Source organism: Pseudomonas sp. MF6396 (assembly GCF_002018915.1).
In the GTDB taxonomy this organism is placed as follows: Bacteria; Pseudomonadota; Gammaproteobacteria; order Pseudomonadales; family Pseudomonadaceae; genus Aquipseudomonas; species Aquipseudomonas palmensis.
This window is the reverse complement of record NZ_MVOK01000007.1, coordinates 63,372-82,984: the sequence shown is the minus strand read 5'-3', so window position 1 is coordinate 82,984 and position 19,613 is coordinate 63,372. Positions and strand designations below refer to the sequence as shown.

General features: G+C 68.8%; 13 protein-coding genes and 1 pseudogene. 7 read left to right on the top strand and 7 right to left on the bottom strand.

All coding sequences use genetic code 11. From position 1 onward, the window contains the following. Window positions 1-53: 53 nt before the first annotated feature. From MF6396_RS09295 to MF6396_RS09270, 6 genes are all read right to left on the bottom strand, one after another. Window positions 54-2,285, bottom strand: coding sequence for a TonB-dependent receptor (locus MF6396_RS09295; RefSeq protein WP_078480153.1), 2,232 nt, complete (start codon window positions 2,283-2,285; stop codon window positions 54-56). A gap of 267 nt (window positions 2,286-2,552) precedes the next feature. Next, window positions 2,553-3,611, bottom strand: a complete 1,059-nt coding sequence (locus MF6396_RS09290; RefSeq protein WP_078480152.1) for an ABC transporter substrate-binding protein — start codon at window positions 3,609-3,611, stop codon at window positions 2,553-2,555. After that, window positions 3,608-4,756, bottom strand: coding sequence for an LLM class flavin-dependent oxidoreductase (locus tag MF6396_RS09285; protein ID WP_078480151.1), 1,149 nt, complete (start codon window positions 4,754-4,756; stop codon window positions 3,608-3,610). The genes MF6396_RS09290 and MF6396_RS09285 overlap by 4 nt, the downstream gene beginning before the upstream one ends. 183 nt (window positions 4,757-4,939) lie before the next feature. Beyond that, complete coding sequence (locus MF6396_RS09280) at window positions 4,940-6,763, bottom strand: ABC transporter ATP-binding protein (protein WP_078480150.1); 1,824 nt, start codon at window positions 6,761-6,763, stop codon at window positions 4,940-4,942. Further along, window positions 6,756-8,534: an ABC transporter ATP-binding protein gene (locus MF6396_RS09275; protein WP_078480149.1), complete on the bottom strand. Its 1,779-nt coding sequence runs from the start codon at window positions 8,532-8,534 to the stop codon at window positions 6,756-6,758. The genes MF6396_RS09280 and MF6396_RS09275 overlap by 8 nt, the downstream gene beginning before the upstream one ends. A 55-nt stretch (window positions 8,535-8,589) precedes the next feature. After that, window positions 8,590-9,807, bottom strand: a complete 1,218-nt coding sequence (locus MF6396_RS09270) for an acyl-CoA dehydrogenase family protein (protein ID WP_078480148.1) — start codon at window positions 9,805-9,807, stop codon at window positions 8,590-8,592. Window positions 9,808-10,097: 290 nt separating this feature from the next. Here MF6396_RS09270 and MF6396_RS09265 point away from each other — a divergent pair, with 290 nt between their 5' ends. The 7 genes and pseudogenes from MF6396_RS09265 to MF6396_RS09235 all read left to right on the top strand — a co-directional run bounded on the left by MF6396_RS09265 (window position 10,098) and on the right by MF6396_RS09235 (window position 18,391). After that, window positions 10,098-11,153 (top strand): ABC transporter substrate-binding protein, encoded by a 1,056-nt coding sequence (locus tag MF6396_RS09265; protein ID WP_078480147.1) that lies wholly within the window; start codon window positions 10,098-10,100, stop codon window positions 11,151-11,153. Between the two features lie 15 nt (window positions 11,154-11,168). After that, a complete protein-coding gene (locus MF6396_RS09260; protein WP_078480146.1) occupies window positions 11,169-11,903 on the top strand; it encodes a class II aldolase/adducin family protein in 735 nt (244 codons plus the stop codon). Window positions 11,904-11,913: 10 nt separating this feature from the next. Further along, a pseudogene (locus MF6396_RS09255) lies at window positions 11,914-13,089 on the top strand (LLM class flavin-dependent oxidoreductase). A 10-nt stretch (window positions 13,090-13,099) separates the two neighbouring features. Then, window positions 13,100-14,674 carry an ABC transporter substrate-binding protein gene (locus MF6396_RS09250; RefSeq protein ID WP_078480145.1) on the top strand — a complete coding sequence of 525 codons (1,575 nt, stop codon included), beginning with the start codon at window positions 13,100-13,102 and terminating at the stop codon, window positions 14,672-14,674. Further along, a complete protein-coding gene (locus MF6396_RS09245; protein ID WP_043860484.1) occupies window positions 14,667-15,728 on the top strand; it encodes an ABC transporter permease in 1,062 nt (353 codons plus the stop codon). Before MF6396_RS09250 ends, MF6396_RS09245 begins: the two co-directional genes overlap by 8 nt. Before the next feature lie 12 nt (window positions 15,729-15,740). Beyond that, complete coding sequence (locus tag MF6396_RS09240) at window positions 15,741-16,559, top strand: ABC transporter permease (RefSeq protein ID WP_078480144.1); 819 nt, start codon at window positions 15,741-15,743, stop codon at window positions 16,557-16,559. Then, window positions 16,556-18,391, top strand: a complete 1,836-nt coding sequence (locus MF6396_RS09235; RefSeq protein WP_078480143.1) for a dipeptide ABC transporter ATP-binding protein — start codon at window positions 16,556-16,558, stop codon at window positions 18,389-18,391. Before MF6396_RS09240 ends, MF6396_RS09235 begins: the two co-directional genes overlap by 4 nt. Here the strand turns inward: MF6396_RS09235 and MF6396_RS09230 are convergent. Continuing rightward, window positions 18,285-19,571, bottom strand: a complete 1,287-nt coding sequence (locus MF6396_RS09230; protein WP_078480142.1) for a benzoate/H(+) symporter BenE family transporter — start codon at window positions 19,569-19,571, stop codon at window positions 18,285-18,287. The two genes, MF6396_RS09235 and MF6396_RS09230, sit on opposite strands and share 107 nt — an antisense overlap. Window positions 19,572-19,613: the final 42 nt, after the last annotated feature.

The window sequence follows — 19,613 nt, the reverse complement described above, 5'->3', positions numbered from 1 at the left end:
ACTCCTTGCAAGGCAGTTGAAGTGCGCCGGCAGCCTGCCGCCGGCGCGTTCGATCAGAATCGGCTGGTGACGCTGAGGCCGACCGTGCGCGGGTCGCCGTAGGTCAGCACGTACTGGCCCTGGGGGCCGTTGGGCCGGCCGTGCACCTGGTAGCGGCGGTCGGTGAGGTTGTTGACGAAGCCGCTCACGCTGAGCTTTTCATCCGCGCTGAACCAGGTCAGGCGGCTGTTGGCCAGGGTGTAGTGGGGCTGGCTGAGGGTCGGCTCGGCGCTGCTCTGGCGGTTGGCCAGAAAGTACTCCTTGTCGCGAAAACTCACGTCGGCGCCGGCCACCAGCTTGCCGCCGATCGCCAGCGGGATGGTGTAGTCGGCGCCCAGCGACACCACGTTGCGCGGCGAGCGCACGAAGCTGTTGCCGCTGTAGTCGGCGGTCACTTCGCCGGTGGTGGGGTTGACGTTCTTGAAGTCGGTGTACTCGGTGTCCAGGAACGACACCGCCGCGCGCAGGTGCAGGTAGTCGGTGGGCTGGCCCTCGATCTCCAGCTCCGCGCCCTTGACCTTGCCCTTGGCACCGTTGGTGAGCGCGGTGGTGAGCACGCCGCTGTTGACCGTCAGCAGGTTGACCTGGATGTCCTGGTAGTCGTAGTAGAACAGGTTGGCGTTGACCGTCAGGCGGTGGTCGAACCACTCCGATTTCAGGCCCAGCTCGTAGGCATCGAGCTGTTCCGGGTCGACCGTGGTCAGCTGCGCCAGGTTGCTCGACAGGCCGGTGTTGAAGCCGCCGGAGCGAAAGCCGTGGGCATAGCGAAAGAACACCCGCAGGTTGTCGTTGATGCGGTACTCGGGCGTCACATCGTAGGTCCAGGCGTCCCAGCGCTTGCTCTCGTCGCGGTTGCCGTTGGCACCCGCAGCGCCCAGCGGCACCAGCGGGCCGTTGGCGCTGGTGCGGGTGAGCTGGGCCAGGTCCAGGTCGATGCTCTTTTTCTCGGTGGTCCAGCGCAGCCCGCCGGTCACGGTGAAGTTGTCGCTCAGGTCATAGGCCAGGTTGCCGAACAGCGCGTAGCTGTCGGTCTTGTGGGTGTAGTCGAGGCTGCTCAGGTCGACCCCGCCGATCTGGTTGGAGCCGGTGCCGTTGGGCGTCGGGCCCGGCGTCACGAAACGCCGGTCGGTGCTGTCGAGGGTTTCGTGAAAGTAATGGGTGCCGAGCATCCAGCGCAGGGTTTCCTGCTGCGGGGAGGCCAGGCGAAATTCCTGCGAGTACTGGTCGTAGCGGTTGTCGGTGTCGCTCGCGCCGTTGACCTCGTAGGGGGTGTAGTCGGCGTCGGTCAGCGACTGCTGGCGGATAGAGTCGTAGGCGGTGATGGAGGTCAGCCGGTAGTCGCCGATGTCCCAGTTCAGGGTCAGCGAGGTGCCGTCGTGGTCGAGTTTGGAGTGCTCGTCCACGTTCAGCTCGATGCGCCGCCCCTGCGGGCGCTGGTAGCCGACGTTGTAATAGGTGCCCAGCGGCAGCGAACCGCTGCTGCCATCGCCCTTGAACTGGCGCCCGTGGAGCTTCCACAGCGCCTCCAGGTCCGGGTTGAGCCTGGCCAGAAACTGCACGCGCACGGCCTTCTTGTTGACGTCGCCATAGGTCTGGTCGTTGGTCAGGTTGTGGGTGAAGCCGTCGCGCTCCTCGGAATACAGCGACACCCGGCCGGCCAGGCGTTCGTCCACCAGGGTGCCGCCCAGGGCGCCGTTGAGGATGCGTTCGTTCTTGCTGCCAAAGCCGATGGTGCCGAAGCCGTCGGTGTCGAAGGTGGGCTTTTTCGAGATCACGTTGACTGCCCCCGCCGTGGTGTTCTTGCCGTACAGGGTGCCCTGAGGGCCGCGCAGCACCTCGATGCGCTCCAGGTCGAACAGCGGGCCGCCGCCGGCGACGGGTGCGTTGAGGTAGACGTCGTCGGCATAGATGCCCACCGGGTAGACCGTGGCGGCGCCGGTGTCGCCGGTGCCCAGGCCGCGGATGTACCAGCGCGGGCGGCCATCGCCATCGGGGTTCTTGGCCGAGGCGTTGGGGATGAAGGTGGTGATGTCGCCCATGGCGCGCACGCCGTCGGCGGTGATACTGGTGCCCTGGACCGCGCTGACCGCCACCGGCACTTCCTGCAGGGCTTCTTCGCGGTGTTGTGCGGTGACGGTGACGGTCTTGAGTGCCGGCGTGGTGCTGTCGTCGGCGTGGGCGGTGCTGGTGCCTGCGAGCAGCAGGCCCAGGCCGATGCCCCTGGCCAGTGGATGAAGCTGATGCATGGTGTGGCTCCCCGAGTGTGGCTGATACGGGGCTAGAGCAGGGTTTGTGCCATGTTTGCAAGCTGTTGATTTACATGGGTTTTATCGGGTGTTTCGGGGTGGGTTGCTAGTGGTGCAGCAGGGGGCTGTGGAACGCCTGCTGCTGCAGCAGCAACCGGTTGACAAGGCTGTGCCTTGCATCGCGGGTCAAGCCCGCTCCCATACGGACCGTGCGAATCCTGTGGGAGCGGGCTTGACCCGCGATGGGCTGCAAAGCAGCCCCAGCAATCAGGTGGCCACCCGCGACGTCGACCCGATCACCGCCTCCAGCACACTGAAATCGATCCAGTCGCGCACATCGAAGCGCCGCGCAATGAAATGCCACCGATGCAGAAAATCGGTGAAATCCTGCAGCGCCTCGATCGAGCGACTGTCCAGCGTGGTGCGCAGGCGTCGGTGCGCGTCCTCGCCATACGCCGCCGCCACCCAGTACTCGCTGGTGTTGAGCTCGCGCGCCAGGTAGCGTCGGGTTTCATCGGGGTTGGCCCAGGCCCACTGCTCGGTACGCAGCACCACGTCGACGATGCGCGTGCACGCGCCGAAATGCTGTTGCAGCAGGTTCAGGTCAACAGTCAGGGTGCGCGGCGTGCCGTTGTTGGAACGGATCAGCGGGTCGGGGTGCGAGCCGGTGTCGATCACCACCCGCAGGCCGAACTCGTGGGCCAGTTGCAAGGCCGAGGCCCCCTTGAGGAAGATCGCGTCGATATCGCCGCGCAGCAACCCGATCAGTTCGTTGTTGCGCCGGCTCACCCGGTTCATGCCCAGGGTCACCGTGGCGCCATGCACATGGGTGACCTGCTCGTCGCTGTGGGTGCCGCCGTAGGGGTAGTCCACCAGCTCAACATCGGCCACGTCCAGGCCTTCGAGCCTGAGCGCGTTTTCCAGCCCGCGCAGGGCCTGGGCGCGGGTGAAGTCGATCTGCACGTTGGCCCACTTGGGCAGGCCGAAGCGGCGGTTCTTGAGGTCGCGCACGCTTTTCACGCCGCTGTCCTCGGTGGTCAGGATCAACTGCACCTCATCGGCCCAGCTCAGCCCCAGCACGCGGGTCTGCACGCCGCTGGCGTAGGCCCAGATCGCCGGAATGTTGCCGCCGTGGCGCACCGAGTTGGGCAGGTGATGGTCGTAGTGGGCTTCGCGCACTTCGCGCTCGCTGGACTCGCGCAGCGACTGGATCGAAGTGCCCAGCGGCTGGAACGCCTCGGCCAGGCGCCCGGTCTGCACGGCGATGCCAAGGCCGGTCGGCACCGGGCTGTGGGTGTACCAGAGGGTATCGAGAGGGGAGGTCATAGGGGCATCGGGTCCTTGATGGGTTGTCGTTGTTGCACCAGCGGCAGCACTTCCTGGCCGATGCGCAGGGCTTCTTCCAGGTGCGGGTTGCCGGCCAGGATGAAGGTCGAGAAGCCGGCGTCGCGGTACTCGGCCAGGCGTTCGGCGATGTTCTGGTGGCTGCCCACCAGGCCCACGGTGGGGCCGGGCTTGGCCTTGGCGAAACCGGCCCACAGGTTTGGCCCCAGAATCAGGTCGTCGAAGCGCTGGATGTTCTGGTGATAGGCGCTCTGGCGGGCGCCGCCGACCGAGTCGCTGGCAGTGCTGAAGGTGCTGGAGAGGGCGCTGGGCCTGCCGTCGAGCCTGTCGAACTGGCGGCGCAGGTCGCGCCAGGCGGCCTCTTCGGTTTCGCGGGCGAACAGGTCCACGCGCAGGCCGAAGCGCACCGTGCGGCCCTGCCTGTCGGCCAGCTCGCGCACGCGCTCGATATGCGGCCTGAGCTGCTCGATCGGCTCGGCCCAGTTCAGGTACACATCGGCGTGGCGTGCAGCCACGTCCAGGGCCGGGTCGGAGAAGCCGGAGAAATACACCCCCGGCTTGCGCACATGGGCCAGGTGCTCGGGCAGGGCGCCGTTGTCCAGTTGATAGACCTCGCCCTGGTAGCTGAAGTGCTCGTTGCGCCACAGGCCGTCGATGATGTCGAGAAATTCGCCGGTGCGCCGGTAGCGCTGGTCGTGGTCGAGAAAGTCGCCCTGGGCGCGCTGGCTGGCGGGGTTGCCGCCGGTGATGATGTTCCAGTCCAGGCGGTCGTGGCTCAGGTGCTGCAGGATGGCGGCCTGCTGTGCGGCATAGGCGGGCAGGGTCCAGGCGGCCTGGAAGGCGATCAGAAAGCGCAGGCGGCGGGTTTCGCGGGCCAGTGCGGCGGCCACGATCCAGGGTTCGGGGCCGGTGGGCAGCAGGGCGCCTTCGAAGCCGGCCAGTTCGGCGGCCTTGGCCACCTGGGCGATGTAGTCGATATAGGTGAAGCCGTCGGGGCGGCCGTCTGCCAGCCGGCCGGGTGCGATATGGCCGTGCTGGTGGCTGAAGCTGCCACGGTTGTGCCGGTCGGTGCTCAATTGCGGCCCGTCGGTGCCCAGGGGTAGGCGCCAGAAGAATTCGGTGCTCATGGCTGTTCCTCGGTGAATGTGCCAGAGGTGGTGCAACCGTCATGCCACGCGGTGCGGGCCCGATTTTGCGGGGGGTGGGCTGCTGCACTGCTGCCAGGGCAGCAGTGCAGCAGCAGTGGGTGCGGCGGTTGCAGCACCAGAGCAATGCCCCCCTGTGGGAGCGGGCTTGACCCGCGATTGGCCCTAACCGGCCCGCGCATAGCTGCGATGCAGCGCCGCATACGCCCCACCCCTGGCCAGCAACTGCGCATGCGGCCCTTGCTCCACCAGGCGGCCCTGGCCGATCACCACGATGCGGTCTGCCTCGCGAATGGTCGCCAGCCGATGCGCGATGATGATCGCCGTGTGCCCCTCGCACAGCCGACGCAACGCCCGCTGGATGCGCCGCTCGGTATGCACGTCCACCGCCGAGGTGGCTTCGTCCAGCACCAGCACCGCGGGGTCTGCCAGGTACGCCCGCACCAGGCACACCAGCTGGCGCTGCCCATGGCTCAGGTGCGCGCCCAGCGCCCCCACCTGGGTCGCGTACTGGTGCGGCAGGCGCTCCAGCACTTCATCGGCGCCCAGCTCGCGGGCCGCCGCGATCAGCGTCGCATCGTCCGCCCCCGGTGCTGCCAGGCGCAGGTTGTCGAGGATGCTGCCGGCAAACAGCACGTTGTCCTGCAGCACCACACCCACGTGCCGGCGCAACTGCTGCTGGCTCAACTGGCGAACATCGATGCCATCGAGCTTCACCGCGCCGCCGTCCACGTCATAGAAGCGCGTGAGCAACTGCACCAGCGTGCTCTTGCCATGCCCCGACGGCCCGACCAATGCCAGCACCTCGCCGGCCCGTATGTGCAGGTCCAGCCCGTCGATCACCGGCGTTGGCGCCTGACGCTCATAGGCAAAGCGCACCTGCTCGAAGCGCACCTCGCCACGCGCCCTGGGCAACGCCACGGGCACCTGCGGGTCGAGAATCTGCGGCGCGGTGTCCAGCAGCAGAAAGATCCGCTGCGCCGAAGCCGAACCGGTGGCATAGCGCTCGAACAGGTCGGTCAGCTCCTGCAACGGCCCCAGAAACAGCATCACGTAGAACAGGCTTTCACCCACCTGGCCTACCGTCACCGAACCCTCGGCCAGCCCGTAGCCACCCACCAGCACCAGCACCGCCATGCCCATCGCGGCCAGCAGCGCGGTGAACGGCGCGAACCAGCCCGAGCGCAGGCTGCCCAGAATCAGCGCGCGGTTGAAGTCGTCCAGCAGGCCCTGGTAACGCTGCAGGTTGGTCTGCTGCCGGCCGGTCTGCTGCAGCAGGCGCACGCCGCTGACGCTCTCCACCAGATGGGCGGTGAAGCGGCTGCGGTTTTCCGCGACCTTCGCCCAGTTGCGCTGGGCGATACGCTTGAAGCCCCAGGTGGCGAGCAGCAGCAACGGCACGCTGCCGATCAGGCTGAAGAAGAACAGCGGCTCGATCAGCCACAGCATCACCGCCGCCAGGCTGCAGCGCAGCAGGGCGCCGAGCAGCTCGGGCGGGCCCTGGATCAGCAGCGGCTCAAGCGCGTCCACGTCGCGGTCGGCCCGCGAAATGATGCGCCCGGCGCGGGTGCGGTCGAAGTAGCCCACGCTCAGCGCCTGCACGTGCGCAAACACCCGCACGCGCAGGTCGTTGAGCACGCTGATCGCGGCGCTGCCGGCGATGTACTGCGACAGCCCCGCCAGCACGAAGCGCCCCAGCCAGCTTGCCGCCAGGCCCGCGCCCAGCCACAGCACCAGCGGCGGGTCCAGCAGCCAGGCGTTGCCGTCATGGATCAGCCCGTGATCGAGCAGCTCGCGCACGAACCACGGGCGCAGGAACACGGTGAACACCAGCACCAGCTCCAGGCCGATCACCCAGCCGATCTGCCGGCGCACCGGGCGCAGCAGGGGCAGCAGGCGCCGGAACATGCTGCGGTCCAGGGCCTTTCTTGCCAGCAATTCTTCTATTTCGATATCGCTCAGGGCAGTGCCCGCTTGCGGCTTAGCCATGCTCGATCCCCAGCAGTTCACGGTAGGTCGGGTTGCGTTGCAGCAGCTGCGCATGGCTGCCGCTGTCGGTGATGCCGGTACTGCTCAGCAGCAGCACGCGGTCGGCCAGTTGCACGGTGCTCAGCTTGCTGGCGATCAGCAGCAGGGTCGGCGCATGCCCATCGCTGCGGCGCTGGCGCAGGGTGTCGAGCACACGCTGTTCACTGATCGCGTCCAGCGCGCTGGTGGCGTCGTCCAGGCACAGGATGTCGGGGGCCGCCAGCAGGGCGCGGGCCAGGCACAGGCGCTGGCGCTGGCCGCCCGAGAGGGTCACGCCACGGTCGCCCAGCGGCGTGTCCAGGCCCTGGGGCAGGCGCGCCAGCACGTCCTCGGCGCTGGCCTGGCGCAGTGCATCGAGCAGTTGCGCGTCGCTGGCCGTGGGCGCACCCAGGCGCAGGTTGGCAGCCAGGCTGTCGGCGAACAGAAAGCTCTCCTGGGGCAGCACATGCACGCGCCGGCGCAGTTCATCCAGCGCCAGGGTGCGCACGTCGTGCCAGCCCCGTGCAGCGCTGCCCAGCAGCACGCGGCCCTGGTCGGCCTCGGTCAGGCGCGGCAGCAGGCTGGCCAGCAGGCTCTTGCCGGTGCCCGTGGCGCCCACCAGCGCGACCACCTCGCCGGGTTCTATCTGCAACGAGCACTGGCTGAGCACCGCCTGCCCACCGCCGGGCGCTGCCACGCCGACAGCCTCCAGCTTCAGGCCCAGCGGCCCCGGGGGCAGCGACTGCTGACCGCTGACGATGTGTACCGGCGCATCGAGCAACTGCCAGATACGCTCGGCCGAGGCGCGCGCGTCGGCGAAGGTCTGCATCACCCGGCCGATGCCTTCGATGCGAAACACCAGGGTGGTGGCGATCAGCAGCGAGGTCACCAGCTCGCCGATGCCGATGCGCCCCTGGGCCACCAGCTGCGCACCGACCACCAGGATCCACACATGCCCCAGCGCCACCACCGCCTGCGGCAGCGGTATGCGCGAGCTGGCGTAGGCCAGCGCCTGGCGTGCATGCCCGGCAAACACCTGCACCTGCGCGGCAAAGCCCTCGATGCGCTGGGCCTGCAGGCCGAACGACTTGATCACCCGTACCGCGCCGATGCCTTCGGCCAGGTCCTGGTTGACCCGGTCGTAGGCGGCGCCCACGGCACGGTCCAGTGCCACCAGGCGCTCGGTCTGGTGCACGAAGATGCCCAGCCCGAGCACGGTCAGCAGCAGCGGCCCCAGGGCCAGCCACGGGTCGTACCAGGCCAGCAGGCCGACGGTGGCCAGCACCACCAACGGGGTTTCCACCAGTTGGCGCCAGAAGCTGATCAGCGCATCGCGCACCTTGTCCGCATCGCGGGTGGTGCGGGTGACCATCTCGCCCATGCCGTGCTGCCAGTGGTAGCCCAGGTGCAGGGCCTGCACCTGGGCCAGCAGGCGCTCGCGCAGGCGCGTGAGCAGCGCCTGGCCGAGCACCAGCGAGCCGATGGCCGCGGCGTACTGCAACACCGCGCGGCCCAGCGCCACCGCGCCTATCAGCCAGAACCAGTGCCAGGCCAGGCGTGCATCCAGGCTGCCATCGGCCAGGCGCACCACGGCGGCGCCGGCACTCACGTCGTTCAGTGCATGGCCGATCAGCCATTGCTGCCAGACCAGCCCCAGGTTGATGAAAACGAACAGCCCGGCGACCAGGGCGAAACGCCAGGGCATTTCGCGGTAGATCGCCAGGCTGCGCAGCAGCGGGTGTCGAGGGCTCATGGAAAACTCGAGACAAAGGGGAAAGCAGGCGCTGGGCAGGCCCCGCGCCCGGTGTTCAGCGGCTGGCGCCCGCGCTCTGCTTGGCGGCGAGAATGGCGGTGTATTCGCCCGGGTCGATGCCGTTGAGGTAGTAGTTGCCCACGTGGTGCAGGCGCCAGCGGATCGAGTCGTGGGTGGTGTGCACCCGCGCATTGCGCCAGAAGCGGTCCAGGTTCCATTTGCTCAGCGAGGCGCTGGCCCCCAGCAGCGAGAAGATGTCGCTGGAGATCTTCAGCGAGGCGGCATCCGAGTGCGCCCGCGCGGTGGCTACCGAGAGAATCAGCTCGTCCTGCAGGGCCTTGTCGTCGGGGGCCAGCTCGTGCGCATCGAAGGTCCGTGCGGCATCGCGCAGCAGCGATTCGGCGGCGCGCAGGGCCACGGCGTATTCACCGACCTGGCGGATGATGTGCGGCTCTTCGCTGGCGCGCTCCACCTCGCTCTCTACCCACGGGCGCGCGTGCTGGTTGAGGTAGTCGATGCCGGCCTGCAGGGCGCCGGCGGCGATGCCGGTGTCGATGGCCGCGTGCAGTATCTGCGGGAAGGTCAGCCCGGTGCGCTTCATCGGGCCCTGGCGGCGCAGCACATAGCGCTCGTCCAGCTCGATGTTGTCGAACTGCACCGTGCCGCTCACCGAGTTGTTCTGGCCGAATGCGTCCCAGTCGTCGAGCAGGGTCAGGCCCGGCGTGTCGCGGTGCAGCAGCACCCCGGCGCCGCCGTCGTCGCTGGCGGCGGTCAGCGAGATCCATTCGGCCAGGTACGAGCCGGTGGAGTAGAACTTGCTGCCGTTGAGCACCAGCTTGCCGTCTTCGCGGCGCTCGATGCGGGTCTTGAGGGCGAACTTGTTCTTGCCGCCGACCTCGGCCAGGGCGTTGCCCAGGCGCTTGCCGGCCAGCAGGTCGGCGATCAGGCGCTCGCGCACTTCATCCGGGTAGCCGCTGAGCACACCGCGCAGCATCACGTTGTGAATCTGCAGCAGTTGCCCGACACCGCCGTCGGCGGCGGACACGATGCGCACGGTCTCGACGATGGTCTGTACCGAAGCGCCCAGCCCGCCGAACTGCGTGGGCACGCCGATGGCGGTCAGGCCGCTGTCGGACAGCAGCTGGGCCTGGCGACGCGGCAACTGGTGGTTGTTGTGCGGGTCGCGGGCCAGCTCGGCGATGTGGCCGGCGATTTCATGGGCGGCGGCGATGGCCTGGGCGGCGCTTTCCAGGCGGCGGGGCGGGGTACTCATGCGGGGGCTTCCTTGGATGAACAGGTTTCAGGCCCTTGAGCAGGTTCTGTGCCACACGCCGCAAAGCCTTGTGCCACAAGGACTGCGGCCAGGTGCGGGCGGCGGGGTGCTGCTGGGGCAGCAGCGGGGCGCCGATTGTTGCTCTGGCAGCAGCAGGGCAGCTGCAACACTGCTGCCAGGCCAGCAGCCGGTGTTCAGAAGGTCTCTAAAAAACCAACAAAAACAATGAGATGGTGAGTTGGCACGGGCGCTGCAATGGCATGGCTACCTTCGCTTGATGGAACATGCCCATGTCAATCGCCGCTACCTTGCCGTGGCCTGCCGCACCGGCCCTCGAACAGATCTGGTTCACCCGCTGCCCCGTGCCGACCGCCTCCGGCATCGCCTACACCCTGGGCTGGCTGGGGGAGGAATTCGCCGCCGACGGCCTGCCGGTGGAGACCCTGCAGGAGGCCCGCCAGCTCGGCCCTCACCACCACGATCACCAGTTGCCCGGGCTGTTTCGCGAGGGCGGCAACGTGCCGGCCCTGGCCGCCCGCGCCGCCGGTTCGCCCAGCCGCCTGATCGGCCTGACCTGGATCGAGGAGTGGCAGACCGTCCTGGTGCGCCCCGACTCCGGCATCCGCAGCGCCCGGGACCTCAAGGGCAAGCGCCTGGCGCTGCCGGCCTGGGGCGACAACCGCCCGGGCAGCATCGCCCGCGCCATGAGCCTGCATGGCTACAAGGGTGCGCTGAGCCTGGCCGGCCTGAGCTTCGACGATGTCGAACTGGTGGAAGTGGCGCTGCACAACCAGGACGACGCCCCCACCCCCGAGCAGGGCCTGCAGCGCCTGTGGTCGGGGCTGGACTACCTGGCCCGTGGCGAGGTCGACGCGGTGTACGTCAAGGGCGCCGCCGCTGCCGATGCAGCGCGCCGCCTGGGCCTGGTGGTGGGCATCGACCTGGACCAGATCAGCGACCCGCGTTACCGCATCAACAACGGCACGCCACGGCCGATCACCGTGCACCAGAGCCTGCTGGACAACCACTTCGAGCTGGTGGTGCGCTTCCTCGCGCAGACCCTGCGCGCCGCCGACTGGGCCAGCCACAACCGCGAGGCACTGCTGCGCATCCTGCAGGACGAGACCCGCGCCGGCGCCCAGGGCGTGGACGAAGCCTACCGTGGCGACTTCCACACCACCCTGGCCCCGGACCTCTCGGCCCAGCGCCTGGGCTACCTGGACATCCAGAAGACCTTCCTCAACCTGCATGGCTTTCTCGAAGCCGATTTCAACCTGGCCGACTGGGTCGACCCGCGTCCACTGCAAGCTGCCCATCAACTGCTGGCCCGGCGCGCCCGCGCCTGAACCAAGGAGTCCGCCATGACCGTACTGATCACCGAGCACCTGATCGACGCCGACCTCAAGGCCTTCATCGAGCAGGTGCTGCACGAGGCCGAACAGGCCTTCACCGTGTTCCGCGAAACCAACACCATCACCGCCGCCGGCACCGTGGGCTTCATCGAGCGCGTACCGGGCCGCGAGCTGCTGGTGTCGGTCAACTACCCAGGCCCTTGGGACTACCGCAAGCCGCTGCAGGCCACGGTCAGCGACTTTGCCGGCAACCTGGTGCATGGCCAGGGCAAGGGCGGGCTGGGCCGCTACACCCGGCTGTTTCGCGAAGACGCCGGCATCACCACGGTGTCCCACGTGCACACCCCGTACCTGGGCGCCTGGGCGCAGACCCAGCGCAGCCTGCCGTTCCATTACGTGCCGGTGCAGCGCTACCAGCTGGCCCGCGAGCTGCCGGTGTACATCGACCGGCGCCAGGACGAGGTCGACTTCATTCTCGAGCGCCTGGCCGAGAACCCCTACACCCCGGCGATTCTCGAAGCCAACGGCGGTGCGACCGTGTGGGGGCGCCAGGGCCTGCGCGCCACCGCCGAATTCATCCTGCTGCTGGAGGAGGGCGCGCAACTGCAACTGCTGGCCGAGTCCATCGGCGGCTCGCGCCCCTACGGCCCCGGCGTGCTCACCCAGCAATGGAACATGAGCAAGCTGATCGACCGCGCCCACGCGCTGGGCCTGGTCCCGGCCATCGATCGCCCACGCGCCTGAGGAACCTGCCATGGCCATCAAGATCCTGTGGTACCTCACCAGCCCCGACGGCCCCTACCCGTGGGAGCCCCAGGGGCGCTGGAAAACCGATTTCGCCCACCTCAGGCAACTGGCGGTGGCCAGTGACCGCCTGGGGTTCTACGGCGCCCTGCTGGGTTCAAGCCCCAACGAGAGCCTGGCGGTGTCGGCGGCATTGATCGATGCCACCGAGCGCCTGCGCTTTCTGGTGGCGCAGCACCCGGGCGAGCTGTCGCCGGCGGTGCTGGCCAAGTGGGCGCTGACCTTCGACGAGTTCTCCAACGGCCGCCTGCTGTTCAACGTGGTCAATGGCAGCGACGCGGGCCTGGCCACCCTGGGTGTGCATTACCCGCACGATGAGCGCTACCAGTTCAGCCTGGAATACTGGCGCGCCTTCCAGCGCATCTATGCCGGCGACACCGCCGGTTTCGACGGCTAGTACGTGCAGCTCGCGCCACGCCCGGCTGCGGCGGCGCGCCATCCGCTGGGCGGCTGGCACCCGCCGCAGCGCCTGGCGGTACCCCTGTGGGGCGCCGGCACCTCGGACGTGGGCGTGGCGCATTCGGTGCAACTGCTGGACGTGTACCTGAGCTTTGCCGACACCCCGCCCAGGCTGGGCGACAAGTTCCGCCGCGTGGCCGCCGAAGCGGCGAAGATCGGCCGCGAACTGACCTACGGCACGCGCCTGCAGGTCATCGTGCGCGAGACCGAGGCCCAAGCCTGGGCGCATGCCGAGAATCTGCTGCAACAGACCTCCCTGGCCACCGCCCGCGCCGCCATCGAGCGCCGCCTGCCGCCGGGCCAGACCCTGGACACCTTCCACAGCGACAACCCGCAGGTGCAGCGCAACGTGCAGAGCATCCGCGACGGGCGCCTGCCCACTGCGCGCGAGCTTGAGATCTACCCCAACGTGTGGACCGGCCCCAGCCTGTTCGGCTTCGACATCCTCGGCCCGTCGTCCGGCACCTACCTGGTGGGCAGTGCCGAGCAGGTGGCCGAGCGCATTCGCGAGTACCAGCAGCAGGGCACCTCGGCGTTCATTCTCTCGGGCTTTCCGCTGATCGATGAAGCGCACCGGGTGGCCGACCTGCTGTTCCCGCTGCTGGAACTGGACCACGGGTTCGAGATCCCGCGCCTGGGTGCGCGCACCGCTGCCGAGCCGGCCTAAGGAGCTGCCCATGCCTCATGAATTCTCGCGCCGGATCTTCCTCGGCAACAGCCTGGCCGTCGGCGGCGGCCTGCTGCTGGGCTCCAGCCTGCTGGGCGGCTGCGATGCCGGCGGGCCTGCCAGCAGCGCGGCGGCCAGCGCACGCCCGGGCACCCCGGTGCACGGCGGGCGCCTGCGCGTCGGCATCATCGACGGCGACCAGGCCGGCAACCTGGATGCACACAAGCCTTCCGGTGGCGGGATCATTCGCGGCTGGGCGCTGTACAGCAAGTTCTGGGAGTGGAACGACGACGTCAGCACGCGCCTGGGCCTGGCCGAATTTGCCGAGCCCAATGCCGATGCCAGCGCCTGGACCATTCGCATCAAGCCGGGGCTGGAGTTCCACCACGGCAAGAGCATCGGCGCCGACGACATGCTGTTCTCGATCCTGCGCCTGACCGACCCGAAACTTGCCTCGCCATTTGCCGGGCTGGTGGGCGCCATCGACCGCCAGGCGCTGCGCAAGCTCGACGAGCGCACCATCGAGATCCGCTTCAAGCAGGGCCGCAGCTTCTTCCCGCTGGACGAGACCCTGATTGCCTTCGGCGGCATCGTGCCCACCGACTACGACCCGGTCAGCAACCCGGTGGGCGCCGGCCCGTACCGGCTCAAACGTTTCGTGCCGGGCCAGCGTGCGCTGTTCAGCCGTTTCGAAAACTACTACAAGCCCAACCAGCCGTACGCCGATGAGCTGGAGATCATCGAATTCAAGGACCAGGTATCGCGCGTGGCCGCCCTGCGTGCCGGGCAGATCGACATCGCCAGCGGCGTGCAGGCCGAGCACAGTGCCTTGCTCAAGGCCGACCCGCGCCTGCAACTGGTGGTGTCGCCCACCACCTCGTTCAGTGGCTTCAACCTCAACACCGCCAAGGCGCCGTTCCAGGACGAGCGGGTGCGCCAGGCCTTCCGCCTGCTGGCCGACCGCCAGGAGCTGGTGGGCCGTGGCCTCAACGGCTTCGGGCGCATCGCCAACGATCTGTATTCGCCAACCGACCCTACCTACAACCATGCCATCGCCCAGCGCCCCTTCGATCTGGACCAGGCCCGTTCGCTGCTGCGCCAGGCCGGGCAGACCGACCTGCGCATAGAGCTGACCACCACCGCCAACGAAATCAACGCTGCCCTGGTGTTCGCCCAGCAGGCGAAGAAGGCCGGGGTCCAGGTCAAGGTCACGCCGGTGGACGCCTCGGTATTCAACGGCCCGCAGAAGGAGCAGTGGCTGATGTCGCCCGGCTCGACACCGGCCCGCGGCTTTCTGGCCACCGGCCTGCACAACGATGCACCGCTGGCGATCTACAACCGCAGCAACTTCCGTGACGAGCGCTTCAGTGCGCTGTTCACCCAGGCCCTCGGCCAGCCGGATCTGGCGCAGCGCAAGCAACTGGTACACGAGGCGCAGGCCATTCAGCACCAGCGCGGCGGCCTGCTGATCTGGGGCTTCACCGACGTGCTGGACGCCGCCTCGAACAAGGTCGGCGGCCTGCACGGCGAACAGACCACCTTCGCCTCCTGGCGCTTTGACAGCCTGTGGTTGAACCATGCCTGAACCGTGCGCAACCTCTCATCGACTGCCGGCCTGGCTGCCCTGGTTCATCGGGCGCCTGGGCTACGGCCTGCTCACCGCCTGGGTCATCAGCCTGGTGGTGTTCATCGCCACCCAGGCGCTGCCCTCGGACCCGGCGCGGGTGATCCTGGGCCCCGACGCGCCGCTGGAGAGCATCCAGACCCTGCGCGAGCAACTGGGCCTGAACCGGCCGATCCTGCTGCAGTACCTGAGCTGGCTGGGGCAGGTGCTGCACGGCGACCTGGGCATCTCGCTGGATTCGAACCAACCGGTGGCCGGCATCATTCTCGCGCGCTTTGGCAATACCCTGGCGCTGCTGGGCGGCGTGCTGCTGGTGGTGGTGCCGCTGGCGTTGAGCATCGGCGTGAGCCTGGCGCTGCGGCGTGACAGCCGCCTGGACCGCTGGGCGCTGTCGGCGCTGATCTTTCTCAAGGCCACCCCGGGTTTTCTGCTGGCCATCGGGCTGGTGCTGCTGTTTTCCATGCCGCAGTTCAGCCTGCTGCCGGCGGTGTCGATCCTCGACCCGGACAAGCACCTGTGGCAGCAGCTGGAGTTTCTGCTGCTGCCGATACTGGCCCTGAGCCTGTCGTCGCTGCCGTACCTGGCGCGGCTGGTACGCGCCTCGATGATCGAGGCGCTGGAATCCGACTACGTGAGTGCGGCGCGCCTGCGCGGGGTGCCCGAATGGCGCATCGTGTGGCGCCACACCTTGCCCAACGCGCTGGTGCCGGCGGTGCAGGGCGTGGCCCTGACCTTGCGCACCCTGATCGGCGGCGCGCTGCTGGCCGAGGTGATCTTCAGCTACCCCGGCATCGGCACCCAGCTCAACACCGCGATCCAGATGCGCGACCTGCCGCTGATCCAGGGCGTGGTCCTGGTGATCACCCTGGGCGTGGTGGCGATCAACCTGCTGGCCGATCTGCTCACCGTGCTGCTGACCCCCAGGCTGCGCACCGCGCGGCGGGCAACGCTGATCCAGCGCAACCGTCGCGGCATCCAGAGCTGGTGGCGCCGCCCGGCAGCCAAGGCCCCTTGAGAGGAAGAGAGCATGTTCAGTGCAAGTGTCTGGCGTGAGCCGCAAATTCGTCGGGGTGGGCTGGTGACCCTGGCCATCGTGCTGCTGGCGCTGCTGGGCCCGTGGCTGGCGCCGCATGCGCCCACCGACATGGTTGGCGGGGTGTACGGGCCGCCCAGCGGCGAGGCGCCGTTGGGGCATGATTTTCTGGGCCACGACGTGGTGTCGCGGCTGCTCGGTGGCGGTGTGTCGATCCTGTGGATGTCGCTGGCGGCCGCTGCCATTGCGCTGGTGCTGGGCACGGCGCTGGGGCTGCTGGCCGGTCTGTCGCGCCAGCGCCTGGACCAGGCCATCACCTGGCTGGCGGATGTGTGGCTGGCGTTTCCGGACCTGATCCTGGTGCTGCTGATCGTGTCGATGCTGGGGCGCGCGCCGTGGCTGATCGTGATGACCGTGGCAATTGCCTTTACCCCCGGCGTGATCCGCCTGGCGCGCGGCAGTGCGGTGGCGGTGGCCAGCCAGGAGTTCGTGGAGGCGGCGCAGATGATGGGCTTTTCGCGCACGCGGATTCTGCTGTGCGAGATCCTGCCCAACGTGCTCACGCCGCTGCTGGTGCACTTTGGCAACATGCTGACCTGGGGCGTGGGCATGTTGTCGGGCCTGAGCTTTCTGGGTTACGGCGTGGCGCCGCCGGCGGCGGACTGGGGGCTGATGATCAACGAGAACCAGGCCGGGCTGCTGGTGCAGCCGTGGGCGGTGCTGGCACCGGCGCTGCTGATCGGGGTGTTCGCCTACGGCACCAATATTCTGGCCGAGGGCATTGCCCGGCACAGTGCGGGAGAACGCAAATGAATGCGCATGCCTTGATGGCCTCTTCGCCGGCAACGCCGGCGCCTACAGGTTTTGCACCGTCTGTAGGAGCCGGCGTTGCCGGCGAAGCGTTGCGGGTCGAGAACCTGCGGGTCGAACTCGCCAGCGGCGCCGATATCATCGACCACATCCACTTCAGCCTGGCCCCCGGTGAAATCCTCGGCCTTGTCGGCGAGTCCGGCTCGGGCAAGACCACCCTGGCCACCGCGCTGCTGGCCCATGCCCGGCGCGGTGCGCAGATTGCCGGCGGGCGCATCGACATTGCCGGCGCCTCGCTGCTCGAGCGCAAGGGCGATGCCCTGCGCCGTGCCCGCGGCGGGCTGATCGGCTATGTCGCGCAAGACCCGGCCATGGCCCTCAACCCGGCGCTGCGCATCGGCAACCTGCTGCGCGAAACCCTGCTGGCCCACGAGCCGCAGCTTGCCCGCGCGGCCCAGGCCGACCGCCTGCAGCAGACCCTGGTGGACGTCGGCCTGCCCGGCGATCGCGAGTTTCTCAGGCGCTTCCCCCATCAACTGTCCGGCGGCCAGCAGCAACGGGTGATGCTGGCCCTGGCCTTCGTGCTGCGCCCGCGCCTGATCGTGCTCGACGAACCCACCACCGCCCTCGACGTCGGCACCCAGGCGCACATCCTGCAAACCCTGCGCAGGCTGTGCAAGGAGCAGGGGGTGGCGGCGGTGTACGTGTCCCACGACCTGGCCGTGATCAAGGACCTGGTCGACCGCGTGATGGTGATGTACGCCGGGCGCATCGTCGAGGTGGCGCAGCGCGAACGCCTGTTCGCGCGGCCCGCGCACCCGTACACCCTGGGCCTGCTGGCGGCGATTCCGGACGTGGCCCGCCAGCGCCCGTTGCAGGCGATTGCCGGCCATGCCCCGGCGCCCGGTCAGCGCCCGCAAGGCTGCGCCTTCGCCCCGCGGTGCGCGCGCCGCAGCGCTGCCTGCACCTCGCTGGAGCCGTCGCTGAATGTGCTGGACAGCGCGCAGCAGGTCGCCTGCCTGCACCCGCAACTGACTGCTGTGGCTGCGCCGACGGTGGTGCCGGCAACGATGCTCAGCTGCGCTGACACGCCGCTGCTGAGCCTGCGCGACCTCAACCTGAGCTACGACCGCCAGGTGCTGTTCGACCTGTCGCTGGACCTGTACAAGGGCGAATGCCTGGCGGTGGTGGGCGAGTCGGGCTCGGGCAAGACCAGCCTGGCGCGCACCCTGGCGGGGCTGGGCGATACCGCCCAGGCCGAGCTGACCTTCGACGGGCAGCCGCTGAGCCTGCTGGCGCGCCAGCGGCCCGCGGCCACGCGCCACCGTATCCAGTACATCTTCCAGAACCCGTACCGCGCCCTGAACCCGCGCCAGACCGTGGCGCAGTGCCTGCAAGCGCCCCTGGAGCACTTCTTCGGCCTCAAGGGCGCGGCCTGCCGGGCGCGTATCGACGCGGCGCTGGCACGGGTCGCGCTGCCCCCGGATGCGGCGCACAAATACCCGCATCATCTGTCGGGTGGCGAGCGCCAGCGCGTGGCGATTGCCCGCGCGCTGGTGTGCGAGCCTTCGGTGCTGATCTGCGACGAGGTGACCTCGGCCCTGGACGTGTCGGTGCAGGCGGCGATCCTGGCGCTGCTCAAGCAGTTGCAGGGCGAGGGCATGACCCTGCTGTTCGTCACCCACGACCTGGGCGTGGTGCGCGCCATCGCCGACCGCGTGGTGGTGGTCAGGGAAGGGCGGATTGTCGAGCAGGGGCCGGCGCAGGATGTGCTGGACCACCCCCAGGCGGCGTACACCCAGGGCTTGCTGGCGCACTCGCCACGGCTGGGCTGAGCGGGCGGCCGGCGTGCATCAGCGCATGCACCAGCAGGCCGGTCAGCAACCCCCCGAACGCGCCGCCGATACCCAGCAGGGTGACATTGGCGGCGGTGGCCAGAAAGGTGATCAGCGCGGTCTCGCGAGTACGCGCATCGCCCATCGCGCTGGCCAGGCTGCCACCGATGGCGCCCAGCAGGGCCAGCCCGGCGAGGGTGGTGACGAAGGTGCGCGGCAGCACCATGAACAGGCTGGCCAGGGTCACGCCGAAAACCCCCACGGTGACGTAGAACACCCCGCAGGCGATGCCGGCGAGGTAGCGTCTGGCCGGGTCGGGGTGCGCGTCCTTGCCGGTGCAGATGGCTGCGGTGATGGCGGCCACGTTGAACGCATGGGCGCCAAACGGCGCCATCAGCAGCGACCCCAGCCCGGTGACCGTGATGATCGGGTTGGCGCTGGTGGTGTAGCCGTCGTTGCGCAGCACCAGCATGCCCGGCATGTACTGCCCGGTGAGGGTGATGACGAACAGCGGCAGCGCCACGCCGAACAGCGCGCCAAGGCTGAGCTGCGGGGTTTCGAACACCGGCAGCGCCATGCTCAGGTGCACGCCGTGCAGGTCCAGGCGCTGCTGGGCCAGCAGCATGGCCAGGCCCGCCACCAGCACCCCGACCACGGCAAAGCGCGAGGTGAAGCGGCGCAGCACGGCGTAGGTGAGCACCAGCACGATCACCAGCAGCGGGTCGGCGCTGGCCCCGCCGAAGGCGTTGACCCCGAACTGCAGCAGAATGCCTGCCAGCAGCCCGGCGGCGATGCCGGCCGGTATCCAGCGCACCAGCCGCTCGAACACCCCCGACAGCCCCAGCAGGATGAAGCCGATGGCGCACAGCACGTAAGCGCCGATCACCTCGCCATAGGGTGTGAACGGCATGACCGTGGCCAGGAACGCCACGCCCGGGGTGGACCAGGCGGTGATGATCGGCGCGCGGTAGCGCCAGCTCAGCCAGGCCCCGGTCAGGCCCACGCCGATGCTCACCGACCACACCCACGAGGCGGTTTGCGCGGCGGTCAGGTTGCCCAGTTGCGCGGCCTGGAACACCAGCACGAAGGTGCGGCCATAGTTGACCATGACGCTGATCAGGGCGGCCAGGGTGGGTGAGACGAGGTCACGCGGGTGCAGGCGCGAAGCGGTTCGGTTCATGGGCAGGTCCTTGCGGGATGGGCTGGGGTGCCGAGCGTATCC